This is a genomic window from Pseudomonas sp. MD195_PC81_125 (assembly GCF_014060985.1).
Taxonomy (GTDB): Bacteria; Pseudomonadota; Gammaproteobacteria; order Pseudomonadales; family Pseudomonadaceae; genus Aquipseudomonas; species Aquipseudomonas parakoreensis.
In genome coordinates, this window is sequence record NZ_JABULD010000131.1 from 20717 (window position 1) to 27229 (window position 6513).

5 protein-coding genes are annotated in these 6513 nt (G+C 56.0%); 4 read left to right on the forward strand and 1 reads right to left on the reverse strand.

The features are described 5' to 3' along the window. Positions 1-92 precede the first annotated feature (92 nt). On the forward strand, positions 93-1088 hold the full coding sequence (dusA, locus tag HT737_RS05925) for a tRNA dihydrouridine(20/20a) synthase DusA (RefSeq protein ID WP_123588481.1): 996 nt from the start codon (positions 93-95) through the stop codon (positions 1086-1088). Positions 1089-1140: 52 nt separating this feature from the next. Here dusA and HT737_RS05930 read toward each other — a convergent pair whose 3' ends face one another. Continuing rightward, the gene (locus HT737_RS05930) at positions 1141-1974 is read right to left on the reverse strand and encodes an undecaprenyl-diphosphate phosphatase (protein ID WP_007969588.1); all 834 of its coding nucleotides are present in this window, start codon (positions 1972-1974) and stop codon (positions 1141-1143) included. A gap of 507 nt (positions 1975-2481) precedes the next feature. On the opposite strand from HT737_RS05930, the gene HT737_RS05935 reads away from it, so the two are divergent. The 3 genes from HT737_RS05935 to HT737_RS05945 all read left to right on the forward strand — a co-directional run bounded on the left by HT737_RS05935 (position 2482) and on the right by HT737_RS05945 (position 5931). Beyond that, a complete protein-coding gene (locus HT737_RS05935; RefSeq protein ID WP_145594913.1) occupies positions 2482-3222 on the forward strand; it encodes a winged helix-turn-helix domain-containing protein in 741 nt (246 codons plus the stop codon). Between the two features lie 279 nt (positions 3223-3501). Next, on the forward strand, positions 3502-4146 hold the full coding sequence (locus HT737_RS05940; protein ID WP_182401836.1) for a helix-turn-helix domain-containing protein: 645 nt from the start codon (positions 3502-3504) through the stop codon (positions 4144-4146). Between the two features lie 390 nt (positions 4147-4536). Then, a complete protein-coding gene (locus tag HT737_RS05945; protein WP_095668745.1) occupies positions 4537-5931 on the forward strand; it encodes an undecaprenyl-phosphate glucose phosphotransferase in 1395 nt (464 codons plus the stop codon). The last annotated feature ends 582 nt before the right edge of the window (positions 5932-6513 follow it).

Sequence of the window (6513 nt, forward strand, 5' to 3'; positions counted from 1 at the left end):
GAGGTTGTATTTCCGCCGGATATCACTGAGCCCGACCGGTCATTCCTGATAAACTCCCCCACCTCCCAGCCCCACCCAATCCAGAACCGCCAATGTCCCCTATCTCCGCCACACCCGCCCCACTCTCCCGCCGCTTCTCCGTCGCCCCGATGATGGATTGGACTGATAGGCATTGCAGATACTTCCTACGCCTCCTGTCGAAGAACGCCCTGCTCTACACCGAAATGGTCACTACCGGCGCCCTCCTCAACGGCGATCACGAACGTTTCCTCCGTCACAACGAAGCCGAGCACCCGCTGGCATTGCAGTTGGGTGGCAGCGTCCCGCTGGATCTGGCCGCGTGCGCGCGCATGGCGCAGGAGCATGGTTACGACGAGGTGAATCTGAATGTGGGCTGCCCGAGTGATCGGGTGCAGAACAATATGATCGGTGCGTGTCTGATGGGGCATCCGCAGTTGGTGGCGGATTGTGTGAAGGCGATGCGCGATGCGGTGTCGATTCCGGTGACGGTGAAACATCGGATCGGGATCAATGGGCGGGACAGTTACGCCGAGTTGTGTGATTTCGTCGGGACGGTGCGGGATGCCGGGTGTACCAGTTTTACCGTGCATGCGCGGATTGCGATTCTGGAGGGGTTGTCGCCGAAGGAGAATCGCGACATTCCGCCGTTGCGGTATGACGTGGCGGCGCAGTTGAAGGCGGATTTTCCGGAGCTGGAGATTGTGCTGAACGGCGGGATCAAGACGATGGAGGCCTGCCATGAGCATTTGCAGACCTTTGACGGTGTGATGCTCGGGCGTGAGGCTTATCACAATCCGTATTTGCTGGCGGAGGTCGATCAGCAGTTGTTCGGCAGCAGCGCACCGGTGATCAGCCGTGCCGAGGCGCTGGCGCAGTTGCGGCCTTATATCGCCGAGCATTTGCAGGCGGGCGGCGCGATGCATCACATCACCCGGCATGTGCTGGGGTTGGGCACCGGTTTCCCGGGGGCGCGTAAATTCCGCCAGTTGTTGTCGGTGGACATTCACAAGGCCAAGGATCCACTGGCGTTGCTGGATCAGGCGGGGGAGTTGCTGCAAGGGCGTTGATGCCCTCCTTCCGTAAAACGCGCCAGGCGGGTTGATCCGCCTGGCGTGCGCATCACCCCGCCGCCGCTTCCGTCCAGTTCACCCAGCCAAACACCCACGTCGCCAGAATTAACAAGCCAAACGCGATCCGGTACCAGGCGAACGCCGCATAACTGTGGTTGGCGATGAATTTGAGCAGGCCGCGCACGGCGATCATGGCGAAGATGAAGGCGATGACGAATCCGAGGGCGAACACGGGCAAGTCACTGGCCTGGAACAAGTCACGGTATTTGTAGCCGGAGTACACCGCGGCGCCGACCATGGTCGGCATGGCGAGGAAAAACGAGAACTCTGTGGCGGCTTTCCGGGACAAGCCGAACAATAAACCGCCGATGATGGTCGAGCCCGAGCGCGACGTGCCGGGAATCATTGCCAGGCATTGCACGAAACCGATTTTCAACGCGTCTGACCAGCGCATGTCGTCGACGTGATCGACGCTCACCACATGGCTGCGCTGTTCCGCCCACAACATGACGATGCCGCCCACCACCAAGGCCATGGCCACGGTGATCGGGTTAAACAGGTATTGATGGATTTTGTCAGCGAACAGCACGCCGAGGATCACCGCCGGCAGAAAGGCAATCAGCAGGTTGAGGGTGAAACGTTGCGCATTGCGTTGGGTGGGCAGGCCTTTGACGATGTCGAAGATCTTCGGGCGAAACTCCCAGACCACGGCCAGGATCGCCCCCAGTTGAATGATGATGTTGAACGCCATCGCGCGTTCGCCGCCGAAGTCCAGCAGGTCGGCGACGATGATCTGGTGGCCGGTACTGGAGATCGGCAAGAACTCGGTCAGGCCTTCCACTGCGCCCAAAATCAACACCTGGATAAAGGTCCAGAAATCCATTAATCCTCCGTCAGAGCGCTCTTGCTGAGCGACCGGTCAACTGTATTCAGGAATTGAGTATCTGAAGTTAAACAATCGGTATAACGCGACACCCATTGCCTGATCAGGCGACGGAGAATATGTCTTATCAAAAGACACACTCAAGCCATGTTAATAAACGTCCGCCTACGAACTACCCGAAAAATATTTAGGCCTATAGTAGAAAAAAGTTCGATTCGCCAATAAAGTGTGATCCAGCTCACACTGTCTCAGGATCGTGAACAGTGGCAATTGGACATGAACAAAGCCATCGCCATAGATTCAAAATAGTGGCACAATTCCACATTGCCACCATGTAACGACTAGTTCACAGCCCCGAGAAAATCAACTAAAAGCTTGAAATGCTTAATTATTGTTAGAAAACTCGGGAGCCACGTCTAAAAATCGCGTGAATGTTACCAATTGTCAGTCACAGATGAGAACCGGTGCTTTAACATCCCGATGTCAGCACCTAATTCGAGTCAATGCATGATGCTCTCAGGGAACTTGGCGACTAGAAGTCCGCGCCCGACGAACGACGTACCCGGTGTTCTTACTCTGGGTCGTACCCGTGGCGTGGCCGAACATTTCAGGGCGCTGATCGCGAAGCACGTACACACTGATATGGCACTTGAGGCCGGTTCGTACACTAGTTCCTTCAACAATGAACTTTCTGGTCCGTATCGCGCCATTTTCATCGTTATCGATACTCCGCAAGCGCTGGAAGACAATCTTGCGCTGATCGAAAGCCTGCGCAGCGACAACTTGAAGCCGATCATCTGCGCGGTCATTACCGGTCGCGGCGCGTTCAACAAGATCAAGTATTTTCTGGCCGGTGCCGACTTCTGTATCAAACTCAATACCCTTGCCGACGAGGGCGACGAGCTGCTCGGTGAGTTCTTCAACAGTGAAGAATGGCAGCGGGATATCAATCTGACGCTCGACCCTACGCGTATCTGCCTGCTGGGCAGCCCCCGTCAGAAACTCGACATCTCGTTCGCCGAGATGAAGATCCTGGAAGCCTTTGCGCAGACCAGCAATCACATTCTCAGCCATGATGAAATCGCCAGCATCATGGGGCTCAACACCCATTTCTACGATCCGAGAGCGCTGGAAAAATCCATCAGCCGCTTGCGTGGAAAAATCAAGGACATGTATGGTACGAACGCGATTCAGAGCATCCGCGGCTACGGCTATCGCCTGATGCGGGGTCTGATATCGACTGCCTGACTCTCGGGCAGCCATCCTCTTTGCATAATTACGAAGGATCGTCATATGCAACCATACCGCTCTAGTTGTACTTCACATCTAATTATAATCAAGCCATTGAATGAGCACGGCTACACCGAACCATAACAATAAACTTCACAACATAGCAGCAGAACGAGTGGAACTTATCGAGGGCCATTTTAAGCCCAGACCCTGCCTGTCGATTACTTCCGAGGAAGTCATTGCTCGCCTGCCGATTTATCTTTTCGCCCATTTTGGTGCACATTTTAGGAGAGAGACATGGAAACGAGTACAACCCTCCCGAGAAAATATTTTGTCGTCGTGACTCACAGTACAACGTCGCAGCGTGAACTTGAGAGCATTCTGTCCAGCGAGCGCTTCAATTCGTTTGGCACGTCTCAGGCACAAATGTTTATTGAAGGTGCTACTTCGCCCTCTTCCGCGCCCATGCTGATGGAGTTCTCTTACCCAAGCGGCACCCGCAAACACGTGGCCCGCACGATTGAACACGACACCCAGCGCATCCTCGCCACCCTCGAATCGGAATGGATGTCCGCACAATCGGCGAAGCCGGTTCAGAGTGCAGAGAGCGACAACCGCACTGCCGCCATTGAAGACGCTGCCACTGGCAACACGACCTGGCATCTGGACGATGATCAAGGCGCCCTGATCAAGGAAGGCGTCGAAATCAGCCTGACCGGACTGGAAACCGCGCTGGTGCGCAAAATGCTCCATCACGAAGAGCGCGTTGTCAGCCGCGACGATCTGATCCTCAGCATCGGCCGTGAACCGGAACAATATCGTGGCCTGGAGATGTGCCTGAGTCGCCTGCAGGACAAGTTCAAAAGCGCCAGTAATGGGGAGCGATTGTTCCGTGCCGTAAGAAACCGCGGTTATTGCCTCATCCAGGAAATCGTTGCGTAAACACGCACGATCTCCGCGAACAAAACAAACAGAAAACAGTGCGATTACAAAAACAACAAGAGCACTCTGTTTGACTTCACCTCCCTGGTAAATAAAAGTTCCCTGCCTCCACCCCTCCTACAGTAACAAACACAACATCATTTATTCACCCCTTGCTCCACGACCTTTTCTAACAGCCTTGTATTTGATTGTTTGAAAGTTGGCACAGTGCCATCTTGTTAGAACTCGTCAGACACCCTCTCCGGCAATAACTTAGTCTATTGATTGACGACAGTTCGGCCTATCGACGTTGTTACCTCAGGACACTCGTCCAATAACAACAACAAGCCTATCTAGCAACTCGGACTTTAACTGTCGAAACCTGAATGGACGTATTTCTGGGGATATCTCATGGAACTCTCTCTACGGATCAATCGAAATAACGGCCTCAAGGGACTTACCTTCTGGGGCCAATGGGCGCTGGCGCAGGGTTTCATTGTCGCGCTGTTGTTCGTACTTGCTGAACGCCATACCGGCACCGTCGAGTTCTATTACCGCCTGTGCGCAACACTGGCGGTACTGGCCTCGGTACCGGCGTACACGTTCAGCGGCGTATACCGCAAACAGGACAATTACCTGACGGGTCTGGGACGTCTGTTCATGGGCTGGTCGATGACCATGCTCGCGCTGGCCGGCATCGCGTTCGTGTGCAAGGCCGACGAGGTGTTTTCCCGTGAAGTGACGCTGAGCTGGGCGGTGTACGGCTTCCTCGGTCAGGCGCTGCTGTACGCGCCGCTGCATGCGTTTTCCAAGTACTACCAGCGTTCCCGCACCAATGCGCAGAAAACCCTGATTGTCGGTACGGGTGAGTTGGCGCTGGGCCTGGCGCAGAAGATCAGTCTGGTGGAAAACCTGCCACTGGTAGGTTTGGTCAGCAATGGCACGAAACCGGTTCTGGATTCGGATGCACCACGGGTGGTGGGCGATCAGGAAGATCTGCTGCAACTGATCAAGGATCATGACATCCGCCGTCTGTACATCACCCTGCCGCTGGCGGAAGCGGCGAAAATCGAAGCGATGTACGTCGATTTGCTCGGGGCCAACGTTGATGTGGTCTGGGTGCCGGACTTGAACAGTCTGACCCTGCTCAACCACTCGGTGAAGGTCGTGGATGGTCTGCCGGCAATCTGCCTCAACGAAAGCCCGTTGACCAGCCGCCCTACTGCTGCGTTGAGCAAAAGTCTGGTGGAAAAAGGCGTGGCGCTGCTGGCGATCATTCTGTTGAGCCCGGTGCTGCTGTTCATCGCGTTGGCGGTGAAGATCAACTCGCCGGGGCCGGTGTTCTTCAAACAGGATCGCCACGGCTGGAACGGCAAGGTGATTCAGGTGTGGAAATTCCGCTCGATGCGCGTGCACGATGATCGCGAGGTGGTCCAGGCCAGCCGCAATGACTCGCGGATTACCGCCGTCGGGCGCTTCATCCGCCGCACCTCGCTGGATGAGCTGCCGCAGTTGTTCAATGTGCTGCAAGGGCAGATGGCCCTGGTCGGCCCACGCCCGCACGCGGTGGCGCACAACCACTACTACTCGGGGAAAATCCTCGCGTACATGGCCCGCCACCGAATCAAACCGGGCATCACCGGGCTGGCGCAAATCAGCGGCTGCCGTGGCGAGACCGACACCCTCGACAAGATGCAGCGTCGGGTGGAGATGGACCTGCATTACATCAATAACTGGTCGTTGTGGCTGGATCTGAAGATCCTGGTGAAGACGCCGTTTACGCTGTTGTCGAAAGATATTTATTGATGGACTGGTGACAAGCCAGGCGATAGTGCAAGGGGACGAAAGTCCCCTTTTTTGTGGGCGGCATTTGGAGGTGGGATCAGGCGGTTGCGAGGGTGGCAGTGCCGACGCCTTCGCGGGCAAGCCCGCTCCCACGGGGTCCGGCGGTGTTCACTCAAATCGGGTACACCACAAAATCACTGTGGGAGCTTGCCTGCAAGCGATAGCGGTGGGTCAGGCAACATGGATTTTGAATGGACTGACGCCTTCGCGAGCAGGCTCGCTCCCACAGGGATTGGGTTGTCGATCAAGATATTTGTTTCACCCCGAACCACTGTGGGAGCGTGGCTTGCCCGCGATGGCGGTGGGTCAGCCGACAGAGATGTTGAATGTGCCGACGCCTTCGCGGGCAAGCCCGCTCCCACAGGGTCCGGGCGGTGTTCACTCAAATCGGGCACACCACAAAATCACTGTGGGAGCTTGCCTGCAAGCGATAGCGGTGGGTCAGGCAATATGGGTTTTGAATGGACTGGCGCCTTCGCGAGCAGGCTCGCTCCCACAGGGATCGGGGGTGGGATCGGGATATCCAGTTCATCCCGCTCCCAC